At 40.5% G+C, this 24,083-nt stretch carries 31 protein-coding genes and 5 tRNA genes; 32 read left to right on the forward strand and 4 right to left on the reverse strand.

What is annotated here, in order from left to right; translation table 11 throughout:
• Nucleotides 1-4 precede the first annotated feature (4 nt).
• The 5 genes from FC87_RS02915 to FC87_RS02935 are packed head-to-tail and all read left to right on the forward strand — an operon-like array spanning nucleotide 5 to nucleotide 3,130.
• The gene (locus FC87_RS02915; protein ID WP_056961582.1) at nucleotides 5-928 is read left to right on the forward strand and encodes a hypothetical protein; all 924 of its coding nucleotides are present in this window, start codon (nucleotides 5-7) and stop codon (nucleotides 926-928) included.
• A gap of 11 nt (nucleotides 929-939) precedes the next feature.
• On the forward strand, nucleotides 940-1,335 hold the full coding sequence (locus FC87_RS02920) for a hypothetical protein (RefSeq protein ID WP_054690964.1): 396 nt from the start codon (nucleotides 940-942) through the stop codon (nucleotides 1,333-1,335).
• Nucleotides 1,328-1,669, forward strand: a complete 342-nt coding sequence (locus FC87_RS02925) for a hypothetical protein (protein WP_054690962.1) — start codon at nucleotides 1,328-1,330, stop codon at nucleotides 1,667-1,669. The genes FC87_RS02920 and FC87_RS02925 overlap by 8 nt, the downstream gene beginning before the upstream one ends.
• Nucleotides 1,653-2,126 (forward strand): phage holin, LLH family, encoded by a 474-nt coding sequence (locus FC87_RS02930; RefSeq protein ID WP_054690961.1) that lies wholly within the window; start codon nucleotides 1,653-1,655, stop codon nucleotides 2,124-2,126. The genes FC87_RS02925 and FC87_RS02930 overlap by 17 nt, the downstream gene beginning before the upstream one ends.
• Nucleotides 2,126-3,130 carry a GH25 family lysozyme gene (locus FC87_RS02935; RefSeq protein WP_054690959.1) on the forward strand — a complete coding sequence of 335 codons (1,005 nt, stop codon included), beginning with the start codon at nucleotides 2,126-2,128 and terminating at the stop codon, nucleotides 3,128-3,130. Before FC87_RS02930 ends, FC87_RS02935 begins: the two co-directional genes overlap by 1 nt.
• Nucleotides 3,131-3,252: 122 nt before the next feature.
• On the opposite strand, the gene FC87_RS02940 is transcribed toward FC87_RS02935, so the two are convergent.
• The gene (locus FC87_RS02940; RefSeq protein ID WP_035422438.1) at nucleotides 3,253-3,498 is read right to left on the reverse strand and encodes a hypothetical protein; all 246 of its coding nucleotides are present in this window, start codon (nucleotides 3,496-3,498) and stop codon (nucleotides 3,253-3,255) included.
• A gap of 463 nt (nucleotides 3,499-3,961) precedes the next feature.
• Between FC87_RS02940 and FC87_RS02945 the strand changes: the two genes are divergently transcribed.
• The 14 genes from FC87_RS02945 (at nucleotide 3,962) to FC87_RS03000 (ending at nucleotide 13,961) form a co-directional block, all read left to right on the forward strand.
• A complete protein-coding gene (locus tag FC87_RS02945; protein WP_035422440.1) occupies nucleotides 3,962-4,363 on the forward strand; it encodes a hypothetical protein in 402 nt (133 codons plus the stop codon).
• Between the two features lie 10 nt (nucleotides 4,364-4,373).
• Entirely contained in the window at nucleotides 4,374-5,009 is a 636-nt protein-coding gene (locus tag FC87_RS02950) for an SAV1803-related protein (RefSeq protein ID WP_056961585.1), read from the forward strand.
• Between the two features lie 200 nt (nucleotides 5,010-5,209).
• Nucleotides 5,210-5,359, forward strand: a complete 150-nt coding sequence (locus FC87_RS06920; protein WP_156656526.1) for a hypothetical protein — start codon at nucleotides 5,210-5,212, stop codon at nucleotides 5,357-5,359.
• A 204-nt stretch (nucleotides 5,360-5,563) separates the two neighbouring features.
• The gene (locus FC87_RS02955; protein WP_009166579.1) at nucleotides 5,564-6,031 is read left to right on the forward strand and encodes a prepilin-type N-terminal cleavage/methylation domain-containing protein; all 468 of its coding nucleotides are present in this window, start codon (nucleotides 5,564-5,566) and stop codon (nucleotides 6,029-6,031) included.
• Entirely contained in the window at nucleotides 6,012-6,200 is a 189-nt protein-coding gene (locus tag FC87_RS02960) for a hypothetical protein (protein WP_009166580.1), read from the forward strand. Before FC87_RS02955 ends, FC87_RS02960 begins: the two co-directional genes overlap by 20 nt.
• Complete coding sequence (locus FC87_RS02965) at nucleotides 6,193-6,615, forward strand: competence type IV pilus minor pilin ComGF (RefSeq protein ID WP_009166581.1); 423 nt, start codon at nucleotides 6,193-6,195, stop codon at nucleotides 6,613-6,615. Before FC87_RS02960 ends, FC87_RS02965 begins: the two co-directional genes overlap by 8 nt.
• Before the next feature lies 1 nt (nucleotide 6,616).
• Nucleotides 6,617-6,775, forward strand: a complete 159-nt coding sequence (locus tag FC87_RS06925; RefSeq protein WP_156656527.1) for a hypothetical protein — start codon at nucleotides 6,617-6,619, stop codon at nucleotides 6,773-6,775.
• 61 nt (nucleotides 6,776-6,836) lie between these two features.
• A complete protein-coding gene (locus FC87_RS02970) occupies nucleotides 6,837-7,856 on the forward strand; it encodes a class I SAM-dependent methyltransferase (protein ID WP_056961587.1) in 1,020 nt (339 codons plus the stop codon).
• A gap of 13 nt (nucleotides 7,857-7,869) precedes the next feature.
• A complete protein-coding gene (locus FC87_RS02975) occupies nucleotides 7,870-9,066 on the forward strand; it encodes an acetate/propionate family kinase (protein ID WP_009166584.1) in 1,197 nt (398 codons plus the stop codon).
• Between the two features lie 125 nt (nucleotides 9,067-9,191).
• The gene (locus FC87_RS02980; RefSeq protein ID WP_009166585.1) at nucleotides 9,192-10,562 is read left to right on the forward strand and encodes an amino acid permease; all 1,371 of its coding nucleotides are present in this window, start codon (nucleotides 9,192-9,194) and stop codon (nucleotides 10,560-10,562) included.
• A 92-nt stretch (nucleotides 10,563-10,654) separates the two neighbouring features.
• On the forward strand, nucleotides 10,655-12,061 hold the full coding sequence (locus tag FC87_RS02985; protein WP_081716753.1) for a bifunctional metallophosphatase/5'-nucleotidase: 1,407 nt from the start codon (nucleotides 10,655-10,657) through the stop codon (nucleotides 12,059-12,061).
• Nucleotides 12,042-12,554, forward strand: a complete 513-nt coding sequence (locus FC87_RS02990) for a YutD family protein (RefSeq protein ID WP_009166587.1) — start codon at nucleotides 12,042-12,044, stop codon at nucleotides 12,552-12,554. Before FC87_RS02985 ends, FC87_RS02990 begins: the two co-directional genes overlap by 20 nt.
• Nucleotides 12,555-12,559: 5 nt before the next feature.
• Complete coding sequence (locus FC87_RS02995) at nucleotides 12,560-13,339, forward strand: TIGR01457 family HAD-type hydrolase (protein ID WP_009166588.1); 780 nt, start codon at nucleotides 12,560-12,562, stop codon at nucleotides 13,337-13,339.
• Nucleotides 13,305-13,961 carry a TIGR01906 family membrane protein gene (locus FC87_RS03000; protein WP_082619206.1) on the forward strand — a complete coding sequence of 219 codons (657 nt, stop codon included), beginning with the start codon at nucleotides 13,305-13,307 and terminating at the stop codon, nucleotides 13,959-13,961. Before FC87_RS02995 ends, FC87_RS03000 begins: the two co-directional genes overlap by 35 nt.
• Nucleotides 13,962-14,156: 195 nt before the next feature.
• Here the strand turns inward: FC87_RS03000 and FC87_RS03005 are convergent, their stop codons facing one another.
• Entirely contained in the window at nucleotides 14,157-14,810 is a 654-nt protein-coding gene (locus FC87_RS03005; RefSeq protein WP_009166591.1) for a VTT domain-containing protein, read from the reverse strand.
• Between the two features lie 234 nt (nucleotides 14,811-15,044).
• Between FC87_RS03005 and FC87_RS03010 the strand changes: the two genes are divergently transcribed.
• The 5 genes from FC87_RS03010 (at nucleotide 15,045) to FC87_RS03030 (ending at nucleotide 15,466) form a co-directional block, all read left to right on the forward strand.
• A tRNA-Asn gene (locus tag FC87_RS03010) sits at nucleotides 15,045-15,117 on the forward strand.
• 15 nt (nucleotides 15,118-15,132) lie between these two features.
• Nucleotides 15,133-15,220 (forward strand) — tRNA-Ser (locus FC87_RS03015).
• Nucleotides 15,221-15,226: 6 nt separating this feature from the next.
• Nucleotides 15,227-15,299, forward strand: a tRNA-Glu gene (locus FC87_RS03020).
• Between the two features lie 16 nt (nucleotides 15,300-15,315).
• Nucleotides 15,316-15,389: transfer RNA gene (locus tag FC87_RS03025), tRNA-Met, on the forward strand.
• A gap of 2 nt (nucleotides 15,390-15,391) precedes the next feature.
• Nucleotides 15,392-15,466: transfer RNA gene (locus FC87_RS03030), tRNA-Asp, on the forward strand.
• Between the two features lie 45 nt (nucleotides 15,467-15,511).
• Here the strand turns inward: FC87_RS03030 and FC87_RS03035 are convergent.
• Nucleotides 15,512-16,024, reverse strand: coding sequence for a hypothetical protein (locus FC87_RS03035; RefSeq protein ID WP_054690601.1), 513 nt, complete (start codon nucleotides 16,022-16,024; stop codon nucleotides 15,512-15,514).
• A gap of 94 nt (nucleotides 16,025-16,118) precedes the next feature.
• Here FC87_RS03035 and FC87_RS03040 point away from each other — a divergent pair, with 94 nt between their 5' ends.
• The 4 genes from FC87_RS03040 to pepF are packed head-to-tail and all read left to right on the forward strand — an operon-like array spanning nucleotide 16,119 to nucleotide 20,457.
• Nucleotides 16,119-16,859, forward strand: coding sequence for an MBL fold metallo-hydrolase (locus FC87_RS03040; RefSeq protein WP_056961591.1), 741 nt, complete (start codon nucleotides 16,119-16,121; stop codon nucleotides 16,857-16,859).
• A gap of 20 nt (nucleotides 16,860-16,879) precedes the next feature.
• Nucleotides 16,880-17,536, forward strand: a complete 657-nt coding sequence (locus tag FC87_RS03045) for an adaptor protein MecA (RefSeq protein WP_054690604.1) — start codon at nucleotides 16,880-16,882, stop codon at nucleotides 17,534-17,536.
• A gap of 36 nt (nucleotides 17,537-17,572) precedes the next feature.
• Entirely contained in the window at nucleotides 17,573-18,658 is a 1,086-nt protein-coding gene (locus FC87_RS03050; RefSeq protein ID WP_056961594.1) for a competence protein CoiA, read from the forward strand.
• Nucleotides 18,658-20,457 carry an oligoendopeptidase F gene (gene pepF / locus FC87_RS03055; protein ID WP_056961595.1) on the forward strand — a complete coding sequence of 600 codons (1,800 nt, stop codon included), beginning with the start codon at nucleotides 18,658-18,660 and terminating at the stop codon, nucleotides 20,455-20,457. Before FC87_RS03050 ends, pepF begins: the two co-directional genes overlap by 1 nt.
• 18 nt (nucleotides 20,458-20,475) lie before the next feature.
• Here the strand turns inward: pepF and FC87_RS03060 are convergent, their stop codons facing one another.
• Nucleotides 20,476-21,042, reverse strand: coding sequence for a DsbA family protein (locus FC87_RS03060; RefSeq protein ID WP_051393823.1), 567 nt, complete (start codon nucleotides 21,040-21,042; stop codon nucleotides 20,476-20,478).
• Nucleotides 21,043-21,195: 153 nt separating this feature from the next.
• Between FC87_RS03060 and FC87_RS03065 the strand changes: the two genes are divergently transcribed.
• From FC87_RS03065 to FC87_RS03080, 4 genes are read left to right on the forward strand one after another with little or no spacing between them, the layout of a single operon-like run.
• Complete coding sequence (locus tag FC87_RS03065) at nucleotides 21,196-21,822, forward strand: GTP pyrophosphokinase (protein WP_056961597.1); 627 nt, start codon at nucleotides 21,196-21,198, stop codon at nucleotides 21,820-21,822.
• A 2-nt stretch (nucleotides 21,823-21,824) separates the two neighbouring features.
• A complete protein-coding gene (locus FC87_RS03070) occupies nucleotides 21,825-22,634 on the forward strand; it encodes an NAD kinase (protein ID WP_056961599.1) in 810 nt (269 codons plus the stop codon).
• A complete protein-coding gene (locus FC87_RS03075) occupies nucleotides 22,627-23,511 on the forward strand; it encodes an RluA family pseudouridine synthase (protein ID WP_054690611.1) in 885 nt (294 codons plus the stop codon). The genes FC87_RS03070 and FC87_RS03075 overlap by 8 nt, the downstream gene beginning before the upstream one ends.
• 34 nt (nucleotides 23,512-23,545) lie before the next feature.
• Entirely contained in the window at nucleotides 23,546-24,082 is a 537-nt protein-coding gene (locus tag FC87_RS03080) for a tRNA (cytidine(34)-2'-O)-methyltransferase (RefSeq protein WP_009167184.1), read from the forward strand.
• The last annotated feature ends 1 nt before the right edge of the window (nucleotide 24,083 follow it).

Consider the following 24,083-nt stretch of genomic DNA (forward strand, 5'->3'; position numbering starts at 1 on the left):
TTTAATGCCAACATACAATCAAGCAACCATTACAAACGCAGGGCTCAAGCTACTAGGCTCAGCTAACGGCGGTACTGATACCATCACTTATACTAGGATGGTTTTTTCATCAATGGACAATTCCAAGTTATCAGATGACCAGCTCAAGGCTGTAACTGATGTAGTTCCTGCTGACCTAGTATCTAAGCCAGATACGTACCAAAATAGTACGACAGGGGAGTCTAATGTTCGTGGATATGTAAATAACACTGGTCGCCAAAAAGGGCTGTATGTAAAGACTTATGGTGTCTATGCAACCAATAAAGCGGGCAAAGAGATTCTCTTTGCAATTGAATGCGCAGATAACCCCGACTACTTGATTCCTAATCCTGATGGAAAGCATCCGTCAGGATTAATGTATACGTTCAAAATTGCTGTTAATGACACTGATAATGTTACCTTTACTGCTGATAAAGACGTCTATGCAACGTTAGATGACGTTAAAAAATCATCTAGTGATATTCAGAATGATTTAAATAATTTGAAGCAAACGGTCACCCAGTCAAATAAACTTACTGACCAAAAAATAGTTTCTCTAACATCAGGACAATGGCAACAGTTACATTTAATCAGCTACCCATCTGAAAGTAATAGCGCTATTTCAGTAAAAATTGTTGGAAACATTTTATTTGTATCAGGATGGATAACGCTAAATGAGCCTTTAAATATCCAAGCCGATCAAATTCAAATTTCAGACAACAAAATTAAAGAGTTCTCTAGAATTAATCAGACGATTGTTCAAGCGCTTAACTTCCAGTCAGTTAGATTAGGCGGTAGTAACAGCAGTGTACAGGCAGTCTTATCTCAGGATGGATACTTATATTTGCGTTCTTGGCAATCTGTTTCTGCGGACTATTTCATCGGAAACTTTAGTATAGCTCTTGATTAGGAGATGATCATATGCGTAAAAATACTAATCAAAATAGATTTATTGCGATTGCAGGTCTTGAGACCACAGCACTTGGACTCTATTTGCTTGTAATTAAAAATGTTTTTGCGTCCGAATCAGATTTTCTTGCTCACTTTCTTGTCCATGCCCAAGACCCGATCATCGTGTACTTCCTGATTGCAATCGGAGTTTTCAGCTTTATTGTCGGCTCATCGGGTATCACTAAGCACCATATGCATAGACTAGCTATCTCACTAATGGTAGGGGTATGGACGACCTATCTTGTCATTTTTATGTGGCACGATGCCAACGCACCTGGAATACCTTTCCATCTATCATCAGTCTTGATGATTTTTCTTATCATCAATCTTTTTGTTGAGATGATTGGAGGCAATCACTATGAGTGACGCAATCATTGTTGCTGTAATCACAGGTGCGCTAGCCTTTGCTGGCACGTGGTACTCAGACAAGAAAAAGGAGCTTAGCGACAAGCAGAAAAATAAGGTTGACTTAGAACTTGCCTATGCTAATCACATGCCCGAACTCTTGGACAAAATCGATATCATCACAAAGCAACGTGATGACTTACGTGACCAAGTCAGCAAGCTATCTGACCGAGTAGAAGAACAGTCAGCAATCATCAAAACTTTAAAAGATACTAACCAATCACTTAATAACAAGTTGAATCGCCTGCTCAATAAGCAGACTACAGAAAGGATTAACAATGAACGAAATAATTAAACTTATCGACCCAGCTACCGCTTTAGTAATTATCACAGCTATCATCAAATTAATCGCACCAACTTTAAAGTCTATCCATCTTACTAATCGTCAGCAAGCACTTTACAATCAAGCTAAAGCAGCGGTTACTTTCGCAGCACAACAGACTGGACTTGATGATGACCAGCGCCGTCGCTTAGCTGAGCAAGACTTAGCTCACTTTGCAACCGATCACGGAATCCGCGTTTCAGAAACGACAATCGAAAATGTTACTGAGTATGCTTATCAAATTCTCAAGAATAGCGATTCTATCAACATCTCAAGCTATGAGCCTAAAGATAAGCTTACGGGCGACGCTAGCTTACCAAAGATGGACGACAGTACCATCAAAGCTATTAAAGATAGTGAGCCCGCTGGTACTGATAAAGCTCAAGAACTAGCAGAACAGAACAAAGAATTAGATGGGGGTGCTAAATAATGGCTGATTTTCCTTTAGTAATTGACGTTGCGAAGTTCCAAGATAGTTCACTGGCTTTTTTTCAGCAGATGAAAAGTGCTGGAGTTAAAGCTGTAATCGTCCAGCTTACGGCTGGTAGCAAAGGTCATCCGTACTCTCAAAACCCAAAAGCTGGAGCGCAGGTAGCTAATGCCCGTTCAGCTGGATTACGAGTTCACGCTTATCACTACTCTTATGCCTATGGACACGATGATATGCTGACAGAAGCCGACAACTTCATCACGCAGTATCATGCTTTAGGGCTTAACCCTGACACTGACTTTGCGTTCTTAGATGAAGAAGATGGATCTAATAATCCTAATCCTGCGACTGACGACTGTAATACTTGGCTTGACGCTTGTGCTAACGCTGGAATTAAGAACTTAGGTGTTTATTCCATGAAGTCGTGGTTCAGTTCAGGGAGAATTAATCAGAACTCCTTGCATACTAACTGTTTGTGGGTTGCTAACTACGGTGTTAGTTCTCCTGGAGTTGATAACTGCTCAGTATGGCAATTTACTGACAACTACTACGGAGTTGACTGTTCTTACGATTTCTTTAGCAAGCTTGTCGATGGCTCTAACACTGGCACGTGGCAACCACCAAAAGAACAGCCACAGCAACCATCACAGCCTACGTCACAGTGGAAACCGATCACATATGTAATTCAATCAGGCGACACTCTCAGCGCTATCAGTGCAAAGACTAAAGATAGCATGGATACCATTGTTGCTAATAATTCTGATGTTTTCCACGGGAATAAAAATGCCACGATCTATCCAGGGCAGAAACTGCTTGTCAACGACCACGGCGCAAACGGGCTCACTCAGCACGTCTATACCGTACAGCCTGGCGATACTGCTAGCGGAATTTCTTATAAGATTGGAGATAGACTAGCAACCATTGTCGCTAATAATCCTGACGTGTTCCATGGTAATTCTGAAGCAACTATATATCCTGGTCAGGCTATCTTGTACTACAGATAACCAATAGCAAAGAAAGGAGGTGTTAACATGGTTAAAGGTAAGAAAGGCAAAGGCGGTTGCGGTAAATAAGTATAAAGAAAAAGCTCACACATAATTGTGTGGGCTTTTTTATTTGCTATTTTTTATCCAAATAATTTTGATAGCTTTCCTTTTGTATACTTTGGAGTTCCAATAATCTTACCAGTTTTTTTATCACTTGTTATTACTTCGTATAATATATCGCTTTTATCATTCTTATACCCATATAAATCGTAATTAACATTTGGAAATGCAATAACTTTCATATGTTTTGGTGGTTGAGTATTGTGTTTCATAAATTCTTTTACATAATCATCTGAAACAGTGTCTTTATTTTCTAGTATTCCCATTAGTTTAAATCCCTTTCCTAATAGTCTTGATAACGGTTTTTATTTTAATCTCAATTTTAAAATTTTGCAAATTAATAAAAAAGTTAAAAAACTTTGAAAAAAAGCATTGACTTTATAAACGTTTAAACGTATAATAAATATATACTAAAGAAAGGAGGAAAGCAGTTGGAAAAGCAAAATAAAAAGAAGTTTTCAAAAGTTAAGATAACCTTCCAAATATCCTTAACTTCGATAAGCTTCTCATTAGAAATTGAGCGATAAGCTCAATGCTTAGATTGACGGCAGAAATGCCGTTGGTTTAAGCATATCAAATTTTGCAAACTGCGTAAATAAAAATGAAATTAATTAAATTCTCAAAAACGGCTGATAAAAATTGCAGAAATTATAGTTTAAAGATTTCAAATTTATTAATTATACCAACTATAATAATTGCAATTTATCTACTAAGAAAGTAAGGAGAACAATGGCTACTGAATCTCAAAAACGATCGCGTGATAAATGGAATAATGATGCTAAAAATAAAGCCAGAAGAAAATATTATGTTTTAAAATCAAATGCCAGAGCATATATTAGAAATGAATTTACAACTGATGATGACTTAAATGAATTGATTGAAATGGCTAAAAATAGGAGATATATCATGACAAAACAAGAATTAGTTGACAGCTATGTAGCAGTTTACAACAGAGAAGTTTCAGGTACTACGATGAGCAATAACGCCTTGGAAGCTCAGTTCGATTTGCTAGCTGGATTTGGAATCGACGCTAGTGATCCAGCCAACTTGCCAAACGTTGAAGATGTGGTCAAATTCAGCGATTATGGTTACAATTATGACAGTGCTGATGATGAATTCAAAGAAATTTAGGAGAAACCACATGACGCAAAAATTAGAAGAGTATAAAAAGCTTTCAAAATTAAGCTATGACGATGCCATAGCTTTTTTGCTTAAAAAGTATGGGTCAGCTAAAGATGACTACTTCAAAGAAAAGTCTTATGAAAGATTTTTAAAAGGAGAAATTAAGAGCCCTGCTAAAAATCCAATTCAAAGGACTGACGAAGGTCTCTATGTGCATCATATCGATGAAATTAGCGCACCTGATATTTCTAACAAAACTTTTATCCAACTACTTAATTATGAATTTGACCTACAAAAAGCTAATCGGTTGGTTTACTGTGATTTAGTTGAGCATTTAATTTTACACTTTATCATTACTAGAGAAGCAACTGGTGCTCAAGGTCAAGGAGGAGTTGTTAATTTTCTAGCACCTGAATACATCATTTGGTATATCGATGGAACAAAGCCAAAAGCAGACAATCCGAGATCTGCTTGGAAATTAAATTGCTATAAAAAATCGTTTTTAAGCAAAGAAGAAGCAACAGAATTGTTAGATTTTCTACTAAGCAACTCAACAATAAATTATGAGGACGTGAGAATAGATGAATTTCGTGCAATTATTCGCAAAACAGCATCATACAAATCAGAACAGGATATCAAAAATCAGTGGAGTTAGCCCAATGTCGCTACAGCACGCTGGCGATAGTAGCCTAGATAGGCTAGCCGTTCGTCACATTAAAGCCTTAGCTTTAGCTACTGGTATATTAGTCCAGCAAAGTGTCTAACTGAACTAATCGCCATTGCGGTAATCCAATAGTTGAATTCATTCAAAAACACTCTAATTTAGATCGTGACACGGTCAAGGAAGTTGAAGATTTGATTATCGAATTAGGAGAAAAAGGCGCTCACTTTAATAACATCTCATTCAATCGATATTACAGTGAGGGAGAAGATACCGACGAACGAGCAGAAACTGCTATGCAAAATCTAATCGTGCAACTTAAAGATTTTAAACAGAATCTCTAGAACAGCTAATGCTGTTCTTTTTTGTTACCGCAAAACTTACCACTAATTTTTAAAATACATAGAAACACATGGGAAATACAAAAATATAATTTGTTTTTTTCGCTGATTTGACAATTAATAATAATCTATAAAATTTCAAAGCTACACTAGTTTCACATGATTACCTCACGGATAAACAAGTGAAGCAAGCTCGGGAGGAACAGATTGTCATTAAAAATAATCACGCTTCTCAAGAATAAGCGAAAAGGTTTTACCCTCCTAGAAAGTTTAGTAGTAATTTCGATTACCAGTTTGATTTTGTTAACGTTACTTTGGGGAACCCGCGTTTTTAATCGCCAAATTAATTCAGAACCACGTTTTTGGCAAAGTTTTGCGGTTGCTTGGAATCAAACGTTAGTGACGGCTAAAATCCAACAAACACCAGCCTGGGTAACCCTAGCTCCCCATCAGGCAGTTTGTTTTGAAACCTATTTACACCAGCGCTTGATTAAACATGAGGTCAGGGTTCCAACGGGGCTTTCAGTGACAAGTTGGCATGAAATTAAAATTTCAAAAAACGGGACGGTCAGTCCCCAGACAATTACCTGGCGGTCTGAAGCGAGTCGTCGTTGGATTCTGCAAAAGATTCAACTAGGATGGGGCTGTTATCATAATGAAATCAAGTCTTTTTGAGCGTTCTGGAATGTTGTTAGCTGATGCACTTTTGGGTATCGCTTTAATTAGTAGTGCAACGATTTTTTATGCTATCAATCAGAGCTGGAGCCGAGAGCGGATTAACCAGACCGAACAACGGCTGGAACATGTTCGTAAGTGCTATGAAATCGAGATAAATCATGAATAAGCAACGAAATGGATATTCATTAGTTGAGACACTGGTGACAATTGTTGTAATTGCAATGGGGTTTAATTTAATGCAACTGGCTTTTAAGCTAAACGGGGCTGTTAGTCAGCATACACAACGGACAACGCAATTTTACCGCTATTTGGATGTGATAGAGGATCCACAGTTTCAATTTAGAGTTCGTCAGGTCACGGCTAGTAAACTAGAGTTATTTAGTGCAAAGGAACAACAGGTATATTGCTTGCAACTAGCCAAACATGAACTAAAAATGAGGACATTAGCAGGCGGATACATGCCGCTCATAACGGATGTTGATCAGGTTCAGTGGCAGGTTAACTCAGGACGTTTGCTGACCAAGATCACGATTGGAGGAGAACGATTTGTTGCAACGACTATGCTGGCGGAGAAATGCTAGTTTGACAATGATTGGAGCAGTTTTTTGGGCGACGGTTGCTTGCGTAGTATTAGTCCAGCTACAGCAAGCTAATCTAATTGTTCAGCAAAATAATTCTCGGATTAGACATTATCAATTGGCAAGGACTCATTTTGCAGAAAAGCACTTGGGCACACCTTGAAATACTAGAACTGATTGAGTAAGATAGGCATAGGTGAACTCACCGAAAAGGAGTTGATTTTTTGACTGAGAACAGCACGACCGCTTTATTTCAAGTTTTTGATCAATCAGCCACGGTGTTAATGCAGAGCCTAGAAACTTCTTATCTAGATGCATTTATTGAAACTGCTGACAACTTGTTGGACAAGCGGACAGTTCGAGTCGAGAACGGTTTACCTGCAAAGCAAACGGTTCAGGAACTCACAGTTTTGTACCAGAAGGTTGATTATCAAAAAATGGATGCTCAGGATATTCGCAGAGCGATTCAAATGGTCATGATTAAGGCGACTAAAGTAGATCATATTCAAGCTGTTCATCAAATAACTCCGGATACAATTGCTGATCTGTTAGGCTATTTAGCAGCAGGGCTAGTAGCAGGTCGAGAGCAGCTTCGGATTCTTGATCCCGCAGTTGGATCTGCTAATTTATTGACAGCTGTTATGAATCAACTCCAGGATCGAGTGACGAAAACTGTTAGCGGATTCGGTAGCGATAATGATGCTTCGATGATTTCAGTTGCTAGTATTAGTGCTCAAATGCAACGATTATCTTTAGAACTTGTTCAGCAGGATAGCTTAACTGACTTAGCCGTTCCACAAGTTGACCTTGTGGTTTCTGATTTGCCAGTTGGCTACTATCCGATTGATGAAAATGTGCAAAATTATGAAACCCACTCCCACACGGGACATTCGTACGTGCACCATCTTTTGATGGAACAGGCCGTTAACCAACTTCAGGCTGGGGGCTTTGCATTTTTCTTAGTTCCAAGCCAGCTATTCCAGAGCCCCAAAGCCAAGGGACTCTTAGGTTGGATGCAGGATCAAGTTTTCCTACAGGGAATTTTAAACCTGCCACAGGATTTATTCCTAAATGAACAGGCGCAAAAGGCGATCTTGATTGTACAAAAGCGAGGGGCAGATGCGCGACAAGCTGATCGAGTGATGTTAGGAGAATTTCCGTCATTTGATGACAAGGTGGCGTTACAAAAATTTATTGATGACTTGGTAGTGTGGGAAAAACAAGCTTTATTGAATTCAAAATAGTGAGGAGTAGATTATGAGCAAGATGATTGCGGTTAATGCTGGTAGCTCGACTTTAAAATTTAAATTATTTGAAATGCCGGCGGAACAAGTCTTAGCTGAAGGGGTTATTGAGAGAATTGCCATGCCAAATGGGCACGTTGCGATTAAGTATGGCAGCGGGCAAAAATATGAAATTACCACTGACGTCGCCGATCACGAGGCAGCGATTCAGATTCTCTTGGATCAATTATTAGCACTAAAAATTATTCATAACTATAATGAAATTGATGGTGTCGGACATCGCGTGGTTGCTGGTGGCGAATTTTTCGATAAATCGGTAGTAATTACTCCGGAAGTACTACAAAAAATTGAGAGTTTAGCTGAACTGGCTCCGTTGCATGAACCAGCCAATGTTTTAGGGATTAAAGCTTTTCAAAAAATCCTGCCAGATGTTATCAGTGTAGCTGTTTTCGATACAGGCTTTCATGCGTCGATGCCTGAGAAAAATTTCTTGTACAGCATTCCATATGAATATTATGAAAAATATCAAGCTAGAAAATATGGAGCTCATGGAATTAGCTATCGGTTCGTTTCGCAACGGGCTGCAGAGGTTTTGCAAAAGCCAGTTGAAGATTTAAAATTAATTATTCTTCATATTGGGGCTGGAGCTTCGATTTGTGCCGTTAATCATGGGAAATCATTGGATACTTCAATGGGATTTACCCCTTTAACTGGGATTACGATGGCAACTAGATCTGGTGATGTTGATCCTTCTTTGTTAGCACTTGTGATGCAGAAGGAAGGCATCACGGATATTAACGAGATGATCGAGATCTTAAATAAAAAATCTGGGTTACTTGGAATCTCTGGAGTTTCCGCTGATATGCGCGAAGTTGAAGCAGCCCAAGCAGAAAATCACCGAGCACAGCTTGCTCGTGAGATTTATATTAATCGGATTGTGCGTTACATTGGAGCTTACTTAGCCGAACTTCAAGGAGCGGATGCCATCGTCTTTACCGCCGGGGTCGGCGAGAATAGTGTTACCGTGCGGAAAGAAGTTACTGACCAATTGGGGTACTTTGGGATTAAGATTGATCAGGAAAAAAATAATGTCCGTGGCGAAGTTCGTGATTTGAGTACTCCAGATGCAAAAATCAAAACTTTGTTAGTTCCTACAAATGAGGAGTTAATGATTGTTAGGGATGCTCAGGCATTAAGCCAAACCAAATAGAATAACTAATCGACCGCTTGCCGAGGATGACCTTGGTGAGGGGTCGTTTTTTGTTTAGACAGTTTTTTGAGAAACGGGTATAATTACAGTTATAAAAAAATTAATGATTTGAGGGGAGCTTGCTTATGGCTCAAGAAAAAAAATCAAGTTCAGGGATGTCACGAAGTTTAAAAAATCGACATGTTCAGTTGATTGCCCTGGGGGGAACCATCGGGACGGGGCTCTTTTTGGGAGCCGGTCGTTCGATTCACTTTGCTGGACCATCTCTAATCTTTGCGTATTTAATTGCTGGGTTAGCGTGCTTTTTTTTAATGAGAGCACTCGGTGAGCTCCTACTATCCAATACGGAAGCAGTTTCTTTCATTGATTTCATTGATAAATATTTGGGACCAAAAACTGGCTTTGTTGCTGGTTGGACCTACTTAATCTGTTGGATCACCATTGCGATGGCGGAGGTAACGGCAGCTGGTTTGTACATGCAATTTTGGTTCCCTGGTTTGCCAACCTGGGTCACGGGGTTGTTTTTGCTAGTTATCTTGTTTTTTATGAATTCAATTACCGTTTCCGCCTTTGGAGAAACTGAATTTTGGTTCGCCATTATCAAAGTGGTCGCGATCCTACTATTGATCCTTGCAGGAGTTGTTTTGGTGGCGATCCACTATAAAACACCGGTGGGCTATGCCTCGTTAGGAAATTTATTTGGTGGAAATTTGTTTCCAAATGGAGCCAAAGGCTTCCTGCTATCGTTTCAAATGGTAATCTTTAGTTTTGTGGGGATCGAAATGATTGGGATGACAGCTTCTGAGACCGCCGATCCACAAACCATTATTCCAAAATCGATTAACGATGTTCCAATTCGAATCATTTTATTTTACGTGGGTTCCCTGGTAGCTTTGATGTGTATCTATCCTTGGTATGATGTTTCGCCAACATCTAGTCCCTTTGTCCAGGTTTTCCAGGGAATTGGCATCAAACCGGCAGCAGCAATTATTAACTTTGTGGTGCTAACCGCCGCTGCTTCATCGTGTAATAGTGCAATTTTCACGACCGGAAGAATGTTATATTCACTAACCAAGGGAAGTAAAAATCCACTGGGAAAGCGGTTGAGTCAAATTTCTCGGCGAGGACTGCCTGCCACAGCAATCTTGGTATCGACTTTATTAATTGGAATTTCTGTCATTATTGATATTTTGGTGCCTAATGGGGTCTTTGAATTTGTTTCCAGTGTCGCTACAACCTGTTTTCTTTTCATTTGGTCCTTGATTGTATTAGCACATTGGCGTTACCGCCGGCAGTTAACCACGGAACAAACCCAAGCACTTTCATTTAAAATGCCTTGGTATCCATTTTCAAATGTCTTTACGATTGCCTTTATGATTTTTGTGGCAATAATTCTTCTTTTCCAGGTGCAGACTTTGGTAGCGTTAGTTGGTTCGATTGTTTGGCTGTTAGGTCTTTATGGATTTGATTATTATCGGAATCTGAAGCAGATATAGAAAAGTCGGTGCTAATGCACCGGCTTTTCTGATTTATGGACCTACTGATGGTAGAATTAAAATAGTTAAGTAACATGATGAAAGGTGATTCGATGAAAAGCAAGGTTGCCATTTTACACACTAATGATTTGCACTCTCATTTAGAAAACTTCCCAGCAATCAAAAGATTTTTTCAAACGCAAACAGCGGCACTCAGCCAACAAGGTTATCGAGTGTTGCGATTTGACGATGGCGATGCGATGGATCGCTTTGATCCCCTGACTGAAGCGACCAATGGTCAAGGAATTGTACAGTGGTTAAATGAAATGCATTATGATGCGGTTACCATTGGTAATAACGAAGCATTAACTAATTCTCACAAGCAGCTTGACCATCTTTATGATCATGCTAATTTTCCTGTCATTTTAGATAATGTTTTGGATAGCAAAACCGGTCAATTGCCCCATTGGGCGACTACTCATCGTGATTTTGTTTTAGACAATGGAACCAGGTTGCGCTTGCTGGGCTTAACATTTCCGTATCCAACGTTTCAGGCTATGGGTTGGACCGCAGAATCGGTCTTTGGAACGTTAGATCGGTGTCTACAAGAATGGGCGGGTCAGTACGATCAGCTAATCCTACTCTCTCATTTGGGAATTAACTATGATCGAGAGCTAGCTAAACGCTATCCTGAATTAAAAGTAATTATTGGCGGGCATACGCATCATTTGTTGGCTCATGGTGAAGTAGTGCAGCAGACCTTGCTGACGGCCGCAGAGAAGTGGGGACACTATGTTGGTCAAATTACTTTTGAAGTCGATCAAGCTGGTTTATATCAGCAACAAGCACAAGTTTTTCGTAGCACCGATCTGCCCCGAGAAGCAGGAGATCAAGCTGAAGTAGCTGCTGCAGAGGCCACCGGGCATCGCCTGCTTGCTGCGCAAAAAATTGCGAGGGTTCCGCAACGCTATCAGACGTCTTTAACTGATGATAATCCACTGGTTCAATTGGGATTGCAAGCCATGATGGCTAGTACAAATGCGCAGGCAGCTGTACTAAATACGGGACTCTTCTTGCATGATTTGCCAGCGGGGATTGTCAATATGGACCAGCTCCAACAAATCTTGCCGCATAATATTCACGTCATGAAAACCGAACTGTGGGGGTATGATTTATGGCGTTTATTTCAAGAAATGGAAAAGAATAAAAATTTCCTAATCCGCTTTCCTCAAAAGGGAATGGGGTTTCGGGGGAAGTATTTCGGAAGATTGGTCTATGCGGGGATTAGTTATGACACAGAAAAGCAGCAATTGTATTGGCACCATGAGTTAGTTGTACCTGAGAAGCGGTACACAATTGCGCTTTTAGACCACTATGAATTTATTCCCTTTTTCCCGACAATTGGAATTGTTGGGAAGAACCAAATTGATTTTAACGGAAATATCCGCACCGTTTTGGCAAAATATTTATCTCAGGAATTTCCTTTAGGAGGAGGCTCACATGGAACACAGTCAGATTGAGATTTTGATTGAACAACGACGGGAAAAACGAATTCCATACGCTGAAATTAAACAAATTGATGCAACAACCCTAACTGTAAATGGACATCGGTATGAACTAGTTGCCAATGTCAGAAATGCTTTTGACTTGGGTGCTTTTACCAATAGTTTCAACCCGATTTTGACTCGGTATGATTACATCATTGGGGACTGGGGCTATGGGCAACTACGCTTGAAAGGTTTTTTTAACGACCGGCGGACTAATGATTCTTTTGAAAGGAAGAGCGCAATTAATGACTACCTTTTAGAAGAAGTGAACTTAGGTGACAATTATTTTGTGTTGCATAATGTCGATGCAGCACAAAAAATCGAGACGAGTGTAAACCCAACGACGATTAAGCGGAGTCGGAAACACCATAACAGTGCTAATCGGCATATAAAGCAACGTCATGACAAAACCAAGGCTCAGTTAACTAAGCGACAATTTACCATTCGCCAAAAGAAAGAGGATTAAGCGTGATGAAACATTACCACGGATACATGATTGATCTTGACGGAACAATTTATCAGGGGACGCGACGGATTCCAGCTGCTAAACGGTTTGTTGAGCGGCTACAAGCAGCGCAGCAACCCTTTTTATTTCTAACTAACAATACAACCCGCCAGCCAGCTGCGGTCGTGGCTAATTTGGCACAAAACCATGATATTCATGTGACTACGGCAAACATTTATACCGCTGCGCAAGCAACGGTTAGTTATCTTCAGGCTGATGCCGATCAGCATCAACGGGCTAGGACGGCATATGTGATTGGAGAACCAGCTTTAAAGAGTCTGCTAGTGCAAGGAGGCTTTGACATTTATGCCGAGAAGCCAACGTACGTGGTGGTAGCGCTTGATTATGACTTTAGCTATCAAAAAGCTACCCGAGCCGTGCTAGCAATTCAAGCGGGAGCCCACTTTGTGGGTACCAATGCAGATACGTTAATTCCCAGTGAGCAAGGATTGTTACCAAGTGCTGGTTCATTAATCGATTTAATCCGGTATGCGACCCAGGTACAACCGGTCATTGTGGGTAAACCCAATGGTTTGATTGTAAGAAATGCACTTGCAAAGTTAGGGATTAGCGCCAAAGAGGCCTTGATGGTTGGTGATAATTATGAAACTGACATTCGGGCAGGGATGGCCGCTGGAGTTGATACATTACTAGTGTATTCGGGAGTGTCTAAACCGGCTGATATCAAACAGAAGGAGCAGCAACCGACCCATGAGATTAAAAGCTTCGATGACTGGACAATTTAGTTACTCCAGCATGGTAAAATTGCTATTTTATGTAAGCTTCACCATTACGATGGCGACGTTTGTGGTAGTCAATGCCAGTTGGTTGTATTGGCTTAATCTCAGTTGGGCGCATTTAGCGACCCGGTTTGAAACTTCCAATACAGTGTTAATGAATAATTTTTATCAAATGATTAAATATTTGCAATTACCATGGGAAACGACTTTACATTTGGATGGTTATCGGCTTTCGGAAAGGGCTGTCCAGCATTTTGCTGATGTAAGACGGTTAATCTTGATTAATAATACGCTTCTGATGCTGCTCTGGATTGTGGGATTAAGGGGCTATTTCAAACAGGTTTATCACCAGCTGTGGCAGATGACGAGGGGACTAAGAAATTTTTTGGTAGGATTAGGAATGTTGTTATTAGTAGTAATGCTTGATTTTAACGATGTTTTTATTATTTTTCATGAACTGCTCTTTCAAAATCGTGACTGGATTTTTGATCCCCGACAGGATCCGGTGATTAATGTGCTCCCTGATCAATACTTTTTTAGTTGTTTTCTAGTCTGGTTAGGTATAGTCATTTTAGGACTAGTTACCGGATGGTATCTTGGCGAACGCCAATTAAAAAAATTTAAATGAGGTTGAAGTATTCCATAAAAGTTATTTTTATGGTTTTTTTGACTAAATTTTTTGATAACTACAAAAGAAATATGGGATCATTTCTGTTGGTTATTAGCATGGTAGCGATAATCACGTTTCAACGAAAAAGGACTTACCCCAATAGTAAACGGGAGTAAGTCCTGAAGAACCGTAATTAAAATGTTTGCCAATCCCTTAGTCAATCGATTTTTTGTTAGCTGTTCGTCCCTTAAGAATACCGATGATGGCTGGAATTAAGGAAATGACAATGATCGAAAGAACCACCACGGAAAAATGCTCTTGTACAAACGGAATGTTTCCAAAGAAATATCCGCCTCCGCAACAGAGCCCCACCCAAGCAATACAAGCAGTAAGATTATATTTAAAGAATTTACTGTAGCTATAATCGCTGCTGGCAGCGACGAAGGGGGCAAAAGTTCTCACGATGGGCATAAAACGTGCTAGAAAGGTTGCAATTGCTCCGTACTTATCGAAAAAGTGACGAGCATGTTCAAAATCTTTTTCCTTAACAAAGCGACTTAAAAATTGATTTTCGGTAATGGCCATGCCCATTTTACGACCAAGGAAGAAATTCAAAGAGTCACCACCGAGTGAAGCGATAAAGAAGAGCACTAGGAAAATCCAGATGTTCAGGTTATAACTTGCACTGGCAGAGAGCGCAGCCGCTGCAAACAAGAGGGAATCACCGGGAAGAAAGGGGAGGATCACCGCTCCCGTTTCAACAAAGATGATTAAAAATAGAATTAGGTAGGTCCAGTTTCCAAAAGTATTAACGATATTGACCAAATGCTGATCAATATGTAAAACAAAATCAATCAAGGTATTCATATTATTCTCCGTTTTTAAAATAGTTACTTCTTAATTCTAGCAAATTAAGGTGGTTGATGGTGAAAATTTTCTATTTTTTAAGATAAAAAAAAGATTGACGCCACCTAATGCTTTTTGTTAATATAAATAAGTCCGCAACAGGCATACAGCTAGTTGCTAGCCAATAAAGTTGTTGACAAAGCTTTTCTACCGTGTTATATTTATGTAGTTGTCGTGATTGATAGCATTTATTATTCCGACATAGCTCAGTTGGTAGAGCACCTGACTGTTAATCAGGTTGTCGACGGTTCGAGCCCGCCTGTCGGAGTATATGGAGAGNTATGGAGAAGTACTCAAGTGGCTGAAGAGGCGCCCCTGCTAAGGGTGTAGGTCGTTTATACGGCGCGAGAGTTCGAATCTCTCCTTCTCCGTTTTTTGACCCGTTGGTCAAGTGGTTTAAGACACTGCCCTTTCACGGCAGTAACATGGGTTCGAATCCCGTACGGGTCATTTTCATTTTTATTATCGCGGGGTAGAGCAGTCTGGTAGCTCGTCGGGCTCATAACCCGGAGGTCGTTGGTTCAAATCCAGCCCCCGCAATTGGTCCGTTGGTCCAGTCGGTTTAAGACGCCTGCCTGTCACGCAGGAGATCACGAGTTCGAGTCTCGTACGGACCGTAAAAAAGAACCCTATCATTGATAGGGTTCTTTTTTTGCCTTTAATTAAATATTTTGTTTTTGCTCGAGAGCTTGATAGCTAGAATCATGGTAATCAACAGTAAAATCGTTTTTGAAATTCTGGTAGGTAATAAAAGCGGCGGCTGCGGTTTTTTTCCAAGCCAAACAATCAAATTCACTTTTCCAAGTCGTTAACAAAATTTTTTGATCTTGATTATTTTCAGCCTTTAAATAGTAAGCACTTTGCAATCCGTTAGGTTGGTGTGGATTACTAATGAAATCACTGGCTCGTGAATTTAAAACTTTTCGATGTTGTTCGTCAGGAGTTACTTGAATGATGTTGAGATAATCATGCCAGTCATCAGTACCGCTGTGATCAACGACACGATAAGTAATCGGGGTAACGAAAATCGGGCTTTTACCTGAATAATCGATTAGTTGAACACCGCTAGTTCCACTAATCCCGGCAAACAAAGCTAACCGGCGCTTGGGGTAGCGCTTTATAATTTGATTGAGAACGGCTTGCGAGCCAAAAGTTACTGAAATTTTATCAATCATTGTATTATCTCCATTCAATTTGGTTTACATTTAGTGTAGAATAAAGTACCTTAAGTTAAAAGTAAAATTATTTAAAAATGATGAGGTTAGTAAAATGCGTGTAACTATTTTAGGATTTTACGGTGGGTATCCATTTGCAGGCATTGGGACTAGTAGTTACTTGATTGAAACAGGAACCTACAGACTCTTGTTAGATTGTGGAAGTGGAGCGTTGTTGGAATTAGAAAAGCACTGTGACCCTTTACAATTAGATGCAGTTTTATTATCTCATTACCATGCTGATCATATTGCTGATTTAGGCGTTTTACAGTATTATTGGCAACTTCATGACCGACGACCGCGCCGTTCCATTTTGCCAATTTACGGACACCAGCTTGATCAAGCTCATTTTCAGGAATTAACCTGGCCACATGCAACCCAGCGCCAAGCTTACCTGCCTACACAAGTTAATGAGCTCGGGCCCTTTGAGCTTTCATTTTTGCGGACGGTTCATCCAGTACCAGCCTTTGCCATACGGATTGTTGAGCGTGCTACCGGGCATGCCCTGATGTACACTGCTGATTCAGCATTTTTTCCAGGACTTACAAAATTGGCGCAGCGGGCAGATCTGGTTATTGCAGACACTAACTTTGCTGCTAACGATCACCGAAAGCACTGGCATTTGACATCTGTCGAAGCAGGACGCTTGGCTCGTCAAGCACACGTTTCACGACTGTTACTTAGTCATTTGCCCCAAACCATTCCACCTGAGCAATTACGTCAAGAGGCTCAGGCAGAGGCCGGTACAAACGTCACCGTTTTATTACCATCTCAGGGGCAATCATTAGAAATTTAATGAACTAAAGAGGGATCACAGTGAAATTTAAAAAAACGAATGAAGATACAATTAAAGTCTGGGTCGATAAGGCTGATTTAAAAAAGAGGCATATTAATTTAATGGAACTGGTTGAGGATCAGGATAAGATTGAGGACTTTTTTTATCAAATTCTAGAAGAAGTTGATGTCAATCATGAATTTTCCAATAATGAGTTAGTTTCATTCCAAGTTATGCCAGTTGCAAGTGGGTTTGAATTAATCATTAGCAAGGATGAAAAATTGGTCGCTAAGATGACTTCTAGTGTCGCTGAACCAGGAGAAAAGCCAGGTGGCGATGAGTTTGATGAAGAGCACTTACAGCGAACGGTTGCACTCCAGTTCACTAATTTTGATGATCTAGTTGCTGCCAGTCAAGCCTTGAGTAAGGCATCGCGTCCTACTGGAGTTGAACTGCAGAGTGCACTTTATCGTAATCAACAAGGGTATGAATTAATTTTAACTTACCGACTGCTACCTAGTGGCGCTACTACTGATTTTTCCGCGGTTAATCAGAAATTAGTTCAGATTGATAACCAACTTGCGCTGGGCTACGAATACGGAAAGTTAAGTCCCCAAGAACCAGTTTATATTGAGAAAAATGACCGTCAGTTGCTGGGAAAGCAGGCGTTGCCGACATTAAATCAGTATTTTGGTTAGAAAATAATCATTTACGTATTTAACTGGGGTCTACAAATGTTAACAGCATGGAATCAGTACCATCAGTTAATTACAGCTAAGGGAGCCAAAGCAGGTCAACCTTATGTCTGCCCGGGATGTCACCAGCCAGTGATTTTAAAACGTGGTCAACAAAAGTTAGCACACTTTGCGCATCAACAGCACCAATTGTGTGGATCCAGTGAGAGCGAAAGCCCGGAACATCTGCAGGGGAAATGGTTTTTAGCCACTGATCTAAGGACGATTTTTCCTCGAGTTACTTTGGAAAGTTATCTGCACGCGATCCGCCAACGAGCCGACATCAGGTGCGATCAGGTGGTCTTTGAGTACCAGTGTAGTCCGTTATCAACCCAGCGACTTTCTGAAAGAATTTATGGATACGCCCAAATTCAGTTAGTTTCTTTCTGGATTCTTGGGAATCGATATTATCAGCAACGTTGTACTGCTTCTTCAGTGCAACGTTTTTTACGTTTTCGAAAGACAATTGGATATTATCTGGTTTTTTTACTAGAACCACAAAATCAGTATCGCTTGCGGTATCAGATCCAATTACACGATCACCGCCTGCAGTTTCAAGAACGGAGTTTTACTAGTTTTCAAGCTGTGCAGCATTTTTGGAGCAAGGAGCATTTGCAAACCAAGAAACCCGAGTCACTTAGCCATGTAACAAAAACTGTGGCACGGCGATTGCAGCACGGACAGGCTCCCTATCTCGAACTTCAGTTAAGTTGTTATCAGGCCGGGTATAACCTATTGGGATGCCCGTTGATTGTACATTGGCCACGGTTCCAGTCCCCACTAATGAAACCAGATTGGCTGGGATGGCGAGTTCGTTGCCTCTTATTGTTGCAAACTAGGCGTGAAATAGCAGTAACAACCCATTATCAAAGATCTTGCAACTTGATTCGGAGACGAGCAACGTATCCGTGTTTGCACGATGTGAACAATCTGATTTTTGCTCAGTTTGAGGTTTTCTTAACGGCACTAATTCGACAGCGTTTGGTGCAAAGAACTCCAACAGGAGTGATCCTGCTAAAAAAAATCCCGTGGTTTTCGGACACTTCTGTTAAACTAAAGGAAATTACAAAACAGGAGGGGAAATAATGACTGCCAAAGCATTGCCTAAAAGAAGTGAGGTTGATCCTCAATTAACGTGGGATTTAACCACTATTTTTGCTAACCAAGCAGATTTTCAAGCAGAGTTAGCGGCTGTAAAAACGTTGGCACAACAGTTAAAAAAGACAGCAGTGCCTAAATTTATTAGTGCAAACACGCTTCAAGCAGCGACCGAACAGGTTTTGCAGTTAAATCGAAGATTTGAAAAGGTGCGCGTCTTTGCAGAGTTACAAAATGATGTGGAAACTACTGTACCAAGTACCCAAGCAGCCCTTGTTCAAACTGAACAGCTTGATAATTTAGTCAGTGAAGCTCAGGCATGGTATCCTAATGCGGTGGTAGCCACTGGAGCTACTTTGATTACTACTTGGTTAAAGAGCTATCCGTCATTACAGACTTACCATCGTTTCCTAGAACTAAATTTGCGAGCTGCTGGACACTTGCTTCCAGTAAATCAGGAACAGTTATTAGCGCAGGCAACTCAAATTTTTAATGCGCCAGAAAAAATTTTTAATCAGCTGGATAGTAGTGACTTACCGTTTCCAACGGTAACTGATGAACAGGGAAACCGAGTACAGCTTTCAAATGGTCGCTACGGATTACTATTAGAATCAACTCAGCAAGCAGTGCGGGCTGAGACTTTTCACAAGACTTATGAAGTTTACCAGCAATTTCAAAATACGTTTGCCACAACTTTAGGTAGTCAAGTAAATGCTAATAACTTTAGTGCCCGAGTTCATCATTTTGAAAGTGCACAGGCACAGGCGCTATTCGAAAATGAAGTACCCCAATCGGTGCTTGACACTTTAATAACAGAAGTTCACCGTCACCTGCCACTTTTACAGCGCTACGTGGCTTTACGTAAGCGTTTTTTGCACACGGAACAACTGCACATGTATGATATGTATGTTCCCTTAGCGACTTCGCCTCAAACCAAATATACGTTTGCTGAAGCAAAACAGCTGGCACGACAAGCCTTGCAGGTCCTTGGACCAACTTACCAGCAACTGATGGAGACCGCTTTTAAGCAACGTTGGATCGATGTGGTTGAAAATGAAAATAAGCGAACGGGAGCATACTCTAGCGGATCATACGATACAAATCCGTTTATTTTGTTAAACTGGCAAGATAATCTAAATAATGTATATACTCTAGTACATGAAATGGGACACAGCATCCATAGTGCCATGACTAGAAAGCATCAACCTTATCAAACCGGTGATTATTCTATTTTTGTGGCTGAAATTGCGTCCACAACTAACGAAAATTTATTGACTGACTATCTTTTAGAGCATACTACGGATGACAATCTCAAAAAATACATTCTGAGTCTCTATCTCGAAGGGTTTAAAGGCACAATTTTCCGCCAGACGCAGTTCGCAGAATTTGAAAAATTAATTCATCACGAGGCTCAGCGGGGGACTCCACTAACTGCTAGTCAATTAAACCAGTGGTATCTGCAACTTAATTCGCAATACTACGGTCCCGATTTACAAGCCGATCCTGAAATTCAACTGGAGTGGGCTCGTATTCCTCATTTTTACTATGATTTTTATGTATATCAGTATGCTACTGGTTATGCTGCGGCCATTAATTTGGCAGGAAACTTGGAAACAGGGGGACAAACTGCTCGGCGCCAGTACTTTAGCTACTTGCAGGCCGGCAATTCAAAAGCGCCACTAGATATTATGAAAATGGCAGGGGTCGCAATGGATCAATCAGCTTACCTAACTAAGGCCTTTACCCAGTTTGAAAAGCGACTAGCTGCATTAGAAAAATTAATTTAAAAACCGCTTAGGCGGTTTTTAAAGAATATGAAGATGAGAGTTCGCCGGTGCTTGTGGTTTTTTATTTGTCTCCAGCCGGCTACACAATTCAAATAGCTTGGAATACTCGATATCTTGGATGCGGATCCCCTTGTCAGCAGTAGCGCAGTCAAACAGCACCAAACAATCATGATTGCTCACGCCCATTTCGCGGGACAGCTGTTGATCAGACTGTAAAGCTTTTTCACAGAGTTCTGAATTTCGATCAGTTTTGAACATTTGTAAATCAAGCTGGTTATTCTGCGCAATCTGCCAAACTAGCTCTTCGGAATAAGTTTGTTTTTTGATAAGCAGAGCTTCTTGTAGTTCAGTTAAAAACGAACGCCCCTTCTTACAGCCTTGAAAAAGCGCAGCTTTATAATCTAACGTAAGATGGTAAGCATCTAGGTTACCAGTTAATCCCTCACTAACGGTACTAAGCTCAAACACGGGAATAAATTTAATCCGGACTTTTTGTTGGAGGGCAGTGGCTACTTTTGTAACGTCTTTTTCAGCGGAAATACACTTCGTACAAGTGGGATTAACGAAGAGATACATTTCAAGCATAATTAAACCCTTTCGTGAACTTAAGCTTTTCTTATAGATTAATGTACTTTCAAGAATAACAAATTTTTCCTGATTTTCAATTAATTTGTTTGTGAAGCATAAAAATAAATGTGATATGATTAGCAAAGACATTAGTAGAATTGGGGTGGTTCCGTGATTGAAGACTGGGATTTATTCCTTTTTCCCTACGAACAAGCTGCTAAAGAATGGAAAGATAAATTACGTGGCATTCGTAACGAATATCAAAGTCGTAATCAGCAGTCACCAATTGAATTTGTGACTAGCAGAATTAAGGCAATTGATAGCATCCAAGAAAAAATGAAACGGCGTCAGATTACTTCCGATCGTTTATCAGAAGACATGGAAGATATTTGTGGCTTGCGAATTATGTGCCCATTTTTAGACGATATTTATACCGTAGTTGAAATTTTGCGCAAACGAAATGATATCAGTATTATCTCAGAAAGAGACTACGTGAATAATGAAAAAGAAAGTGGCTATCGATCTTACCACATTGTATTTTCATATTCGCTACAATTAGTCGATGGGACACGTCAGATTTTAGTTGAAATTCAAATTCGTACCCTGGCAATGAATTTTTGGGCAACATTGGAGCACTCACTTAATTATAAACACGGTGATACTTTCCCAACAGAAATTCATACGCGGCTGCAAAAAGCCTCAGAAAAAGCTTTTCAGCTTGATGAAGAGATGTCTCAAATCAGACATGAACTAGAAAAGAGTAATCCTGCCACGCCGGCAGAACAAGAGGAACATTAATAATGCGGATTGCAATCTATGGAAATGATCGAAAAACTTCTAGTGAAGTTGCTACTAAATTATCACAATTAATCCAAAGCTCAGACGAACTCGTTTTAGACGAATTAAATCCGGAAGTGGTAATTTCGGTTGGTGGGGACGGGACGTTACTGTCTGCTTTTCACCACTACAATGATTTGACAGAAAAAGTTCGTTTTGTGGGAATTCACACTGGTCACTTAGGATTTTATACGGATTGGCGTGATAATGAAGTTGAACAATTGGTTAGTAGTTTAGAACATGATAACGGGCAAAGTGTTAGTTATCCGCTCTTAGATATTGAAGTGTCGTATTCTGATCGAGGTAGCAGTGATTACATGGTGGCTCTGAATGAATCAACGGTCAAAAAATTATTTGGGACAATGGTCGCTAAAGTATATATTAAGGATCAGTTATTTGAGAATTTTCGAGGAGATGGGCTTTGCATTTCAACACCGACAGGCTCAACTGCTTATAACAAGTCCGTCGGTGGTGCTATTATTTCTCCGAACTTTAATGCCGTGCAGGTGGCTGAGATGGCATCGATTAACAATCGGGTATTTCGCACGATTGGTTCCCCAATTATCGTACCACCAACGGAATCGGTGACAATTGTTCCTATGGTTTCCTTGCATAATGTTCTAACGTGTGATCAGTTGCTGATTGTTGATCGCCCGATCAAAGCAATTACTTACCGAATCTCGCAGCGCCGCATCTATTTTGCAAAATATCGGCATACTCATTTTTGGGAGCGCGTTGGAAACTCCTTCATTGGAGATGATCTAGATGATTAGCTATCAATGGTACCATCAAGGTTCGCAGCCGCTGTTACTGCGAACCTTTTTGTTCCAGCAGGGAGTAACGCGGACATTATTAAAACGGATTAAATATCACGGTGGCTCCCTGTTGGTTAATCAAATTGCGGTTCATAGTGATTTCTCAGTGCAACCGGGCGCTTTAGTGCAAATTATTTTGCCACCCGAGCCGCAAAATCCAGTGTTACAGGTCTCCGATTTACCAATTGAAATTCTACTTGAAACCGAAAATTATTTAGTGGTGAATAAACCAGTCCCACTGGCAACGGTGCCATCACGACTTCATCCACGAGATACCTTAGCTAACCGAGTTTTGGGTTATTTTGTGCGCTCAAAAGCTGCCAGTCAAGTTATTCATGTAGTCAATCGGTTAGATCGAGAAACGAGTGGTCCCGTTATTTTTGCCAAAAATGCCTTAGCACATGCAATTTTGGACCAAAAATTTCAAACGCACGAGATTCATAAATTTTACGTGGCTGGGCTACAAGGGCGGATTCCATGGCGTCATGCTGAGATCAACTTACCGCTGGGCAGAATGGAAGGGTCGTTCTTAAAAAGAACGGTTCGCGGAGATGGCAAACCATCGCGGACGGAATTTTGGCGGGAACGATTTACTACGACACGTTCCTTAGTTAAAGTCCAGTTACACACGGGGCGGACGCATCAAATTCGGGTTCATTTTGCAGCACTGGGTTATCCGCTATTGGGGGACTGGTTATACAACGACCATCCCACGGATTTTTCACATCAGGCATTGCATTGTTATCAGATGTCCTTTTGGAGCCCGTTGGATCGGCGCCAATTAACGGTTACGGTACCACTGCCAGCTTATTTTCAGACCCTAATTCCAGATTAAAATTTAAGTGCTATGATTAGAAATGGAGAAGCTTATGACGAATCACATTGTACTTTTTGAACCACTAATGCCAGCCAATACAGGTAATATTGCTCGAACTTGTGCTGGGACAGACACGGTCTTAGATCTCATTAAACCGTTGGGATTTAAAATTGACGATAAACATTTAAAACGAGCTGGGTTGGATTATTGGGATCAAGTTCAGGTACATGTTCATGAAAACTTACCGTCCTTTTATCAGACGATTGCTGATCCCGAACATGAACTATTTCTTGTTTCCAAATTTGGAACAACGGTTTATAGTAATCGTGATTATACGAATTCAGATCATGAATATTACTTTTTATTTGGTAAGGAAACCACGGGGTTGCCTGCTGGGTTTGAGCAACAACATGCCGATCAGACAATTCGCATTCCGCAAAATGATGATCATATTCGGGCGTTGAATGTTTCGAATACCTGTGCAATTGTAATTTATGAGGTTCTCCGCCAACAGCAGTTTGGATCATTGGACCAGGTTCACCACTATGAGCATGACAAATTAGCAGCTTACAAAGCAAAAATGGGGTGAT

The organism is Fructilactobacillus florum DSM 22689 = JCM 16035 (genome assembly GCF_001436645.1).
Classification (GTDB): domain Bacteria; phylum Bacillota; class Bacilli; order Lactobacillales; family Lactobacillaceae; genus Fructilactobacillus; species Fructilactobacillus florum.

Bases quoted from the DNA above. Each gene is read 5' to 3' on its own strand.
- FC87_RS02915 (WP_056961582.1), top strand. From the start codon at position 5: ATGCCAACATACAATCAAGCAACCATTACAAACGCAGGGCTCAAGCTA.
- FC87_RS02920 (WP_054690964.1), top strand. From the start codon at position 940: ATGCGTAAAAATACTAATCAAAATAGATTTATTGCGATTGCAGGTCTT.
- FC87_RS02925 (WP_054690962.1), top strand. From the start codon at position 1,328: ATGAGTGACGCAATCATTGTTGCTGTAATCACAGGTGCGCTAGCCTTT.
- FC87_RS02930 (WP_054690961.1), top strand. From the start codon at position 1,653: ATGAACGAAATAATTAAACTTATCGACCCAGCTACCGCTTTAGTAATT.
- FC87_RS02935 (WP_054690959.1), top strand. From the start codon at position 2,126: ATGGCTGATTTTCCTTTAGTAATTGACGTTGCGAAGTTCCAAGATAGT.
- FC87_RS02940 (WP_035422438.1), bottom strand. From the start codon at position 3,498: ATGGGAATACTAGAAAATAAAGACACTGTTTCAGATGATTATGTAAAA.
- FC87_RS02945 (WP_035422440.1), top strand. From the start codon at position 3,962: ATGGCTACTGAATCTCAAAAACGATCGCGTGATAAATGGAATAATGAT.
- FC87_RS02950 (WP_056961585.1), top strand. From the start codon at position 4,374: ATGACGCAAAAATTAGAAGAGTATAAAAAGCTTTCAAAATTAAGCTAT.
- FC87_RS02960 (WP_009166580.1), top strand. From the start codon at position 6,012: ATGAAATCAAGTCTTTTTGAGCGTTCTGGAATGTTGTTAGCTGATGCA.
- FC87_RS02965 (WP_009166581.1), top strand. From the start codon at position 6,193: ATGAATAAGCAACGAAATGGATATTCATTAGTTGAGACACTGGTGACA.
- FC87_RS02975 (WP_009166584.1), top strand. From the start codon at position 7,870: ATGAGCAAGATGATTGCGGTTAATGCTGGTAGCTCGACTTTAAAATTT.
- FC87_RS02980 (WP_009166585.1), top strand. From the start codon at position 9,192: ATGGCTCAAGAAAAAAAATCAAGTTCAGGGATGTCACGAAGTTTAAAA.
- FC87_RS02985 (WP_081716753.1), top strand. From the start codon at position 10,655: ATGAAAAGCAAGGTTGCCATTTTACACACTAATGATTTGCACTCTCAT.
- FC87_RS02990 (WP_009166587.1), top strand. From the start codon at position 12,042: ATGGAACACAGTCAGATTGAGATTTTGATTGAACAACGACGGGAAAAA.
- FC87_RS02995 (WP_009166588.1), top strand. From the start codon at position 12,560: ATGAAACATTACCACGGATACATGATTGATCTTGACGGAACAATTTAT.
- FC87_RS03000 (WP_082619206.1), top strand. From the start codon at position 13,305: ATGAGATTAAAAGCTTCGATGACTGGACAATTTAGTTACTCCAGCATG.
- FC87_RS03005 (WP_009166591.1), bottom strand. From the start codon at position 14,810: ATGAATACCTTGATTGATTTTGTTTTACATATTGATCAGCATTTGGTC.
- FC87_RS03035 (WP_054690601.1), bottom strand. From the start codon at position 16,024: ATGATTGATAAAATTTCAGTAACTTTTGGCTCGCAAGCCGTTCTCAAT.
- FC87_RS03040 (WP_056961591.1), top strand. From the start codon at position 16,119: ATGCGTGTAACTATTTTAGGATTTTACGGTGGGTATCCATTTGCAGGC.
- FC87_RS03050 (WP_056961594.1), top strand. From the start codon at position 17,573: ATGTTAACAGCATGGAATCAGTACCATCAGTTAATTACAGCTAAGGGA.
- pepF (WP_056961595.1), top strand. From the start codon at position 18,658: ATGACTGCCAAAGCATTGCCTAAAAGAAGTGAGGTTGATCCTCAATTA.
- FC87_RS03060 (WP_051393823.1), bottom strand. From the start codon at position 21,042: ATGCTTGAAATGTATCTCTTCGTTAATCCCACTTGTACGAAGTGTATT.
- FC87_RS03070 (WP_056961599.1), top strand. From the start codon at position 21,825: ATGCGGATTGCAATCTATGGAAATGATCGAAAAACTTCTAGTGAAGTT.
- FC87_RS03075 (WP_054690611.1), top strand. From the start codon at position 22,627: ATGATTAGCTATCAATGGTACCATCAAGGTTCGCAGCCGCTGTTACTG.
- FC87_RS03080 (WP_009167184.1), top strand. From the start codon at position 23,546: ATGACGAATCACATTGTACTTTTTGAACCACTAATGCCAGCCAATACA.